The organism is Streptomyces sp. NPDC047000, from assembly GCF_040644295.1.
Lineage (GTDB): Bacteria > Actinomycetota > Actinomycetes > Streptomycetales > Streptomycetaceae > Streptomyces.
The window spans coordinates 1-1,794 of the sequence record NZ_JBEYWE010000079.1; the positions used below are offsets into that span (position 1 = coordinate 1).

Genomic DNA, 1,794 nt, shown 5'->3' on the forward strand with positions numbered 1-1,794 from the left:
GTCCGGGTCTGTCCAGCGAGTGGTGTAACTCGTGGGTTGGTTGTTACCGCTGGGACGCGGTGAGGCGGCCGTCGAAGGCGATGTCGAAAGCCTGGAGGGCGGGCTTCCATCGCCTGGTCCAGCGTTTCGCGCCGTTCCCGGTCGGGTCGAGGCTCATGACCGCGAGGTAGACGCACTTGAGAGCGGCCTGCTCGTTGGGGAAATGCCCGCGGGCTCGGACGGCCTTACGGATCCGGGCGTTCACGCTCTCGATGGCGTTCGTCGTGCACACGATCTTGCGGATCTCCACGTCGAACTGGAGGAAGGGGACGAACTCCGCCCAGGCACGTTCCCACAACCGCACGATCGCCGGGTACTTGGCTCCCCATTCCTCGGAGAACTCCAGGAACCGCTCCATGGCCGCGTCCTCGGTCGGCGCCGTGTAAACCGGTTTGAGGGCCTTCGCGATCTTCTCCCAGTCCTGGCGGCCCGCGTATTTGAAGCTGTTACGGAGGAGGTGAAGCCGTCAAGAATCAACACGTTGCTTCGCAGGGGCGGTCTCGTTGATGCGGTATGCGAATATCCGACGAGGTTTGCGGCCAGCTGGCGCGACGGTTCGAGGTCTTGCTCCCACACCTGAACGAGCGTCAGAAGCGGTTGGCGCTGGCGACCGAGGCCCGACTGCTCGGCCATGGAGGCGTACGGCTGGTCGCGCGCATGGCTGGCGTCAGCGAGACGACCGTCCGCAAAGGCGTGTTCGAGCTCGAGGCCGGGGACGAGCCGCTGTCCGAGGGGCGCGTCCGGCGCCCCGGTGGCGGGCGGATGCGGGCCGAGGCCGTTGACCGGCAGCTGGTTCCGGCGCTGATGGCGCTGGTCGAGCCGGACGAGCGCGGTGATCCGATGTCGCCGCTGCGCTGGACGACAAAGTCGCTGCGGCGGCTGGCCGCCGAATTGTCCCGGCAGGGGCATCGTGTGACCGCGCCCACGGTAGGGCGGCTGCTGAAGGAACACGGGTTCAGCCTGCAGGGCACAGCCAAGACCCTGGAAGGTGATCAGCATCCTGACCGGGACGCACAGTTCCGCTACATCAACGAGCAGGTCAAAGAGCACCAGGCCGCCGGCGAGCCGGTGGTCAGCGTGGACGCGAAGAAGAAGGAACAGCTGGGGCTGCTGCCGATGGCCGGACGCGAGTGGCGGCCGGCCGGGCAGCCCGTCGAGGTCGAGGACCACAGCTTCTTCGCCGGTCCGAGCGTCGAGACGGTGATTCCGTACGGGATCTACGATATGACCGCGAACACCGGCTGGGTGAACGTCGGGATCGACCACGACACGGCCTCGTTCGCGGTCTCCTCGATCCGCCGCTGGTGGCAGGCTCGCGGCCGGCATGACTACCCGGCGGCCTCCCGGCTGCTGATCACCGCGGACGCCGGCGGGTCCAACAGTTACCGGTACCGGCTCTGGAAGGCCGAACTGGCCACGTTCGCCGCCAAGTCCGGACTGACGGTCACGGTCTGTCACTTCCCGCCGGGTACTTCAAAGTGGAACAAGATCGAGCACCGGCTGTTCTCGCACATCACCACGAACTGGCGCGGTCGACCCTTGACCAGCCACGAAGTCGTCCTCAACACGATCGCCGCGACCACCACCCGGACCGGACTGCGCGTCGAAGCCGTCCTCGACCACGGCTCCTACCCGACCGGCATCGCAATCAGCCGCGAACAGCTGCAGACCCTGCCGATCACCGCACACGCCGACCACGGCAAATGGAACTACAGCATCGCCCCGGTCGGCGGCACGGCCCCCGCACCACGCGCC

Annotated in this window: 1 protein-coding gene and 1 pseudogene; one reads left to right on the forward strand and one right to left on the reverse strand. The window is 67.2% G+C overall.

Going from position 1 to position 1,794, the window contains the following annotated elements:
• Positions 1–43: 43 nt before the first annotated feature.
• Positions 44–502: pseudogene (locus tag ABZ862_RS38440) on the reverse strand (transposase); the annotation flags it as partial.
• 50 nt (positions 503–552) lie between these two features.
• On the opposite strand from ABZ862_RS38440, the gene ABZ862_RS38445 reads away from it, so the two are divergent.
• A partial coding sequence (locus tag ABZ862_RS38445; RefSeq protein ID WP_360969267.1) for an ISAzo13 family transposase occupies positions 553–1,794 on the forward strand: 1,242 nt, incomplete at its 3' end.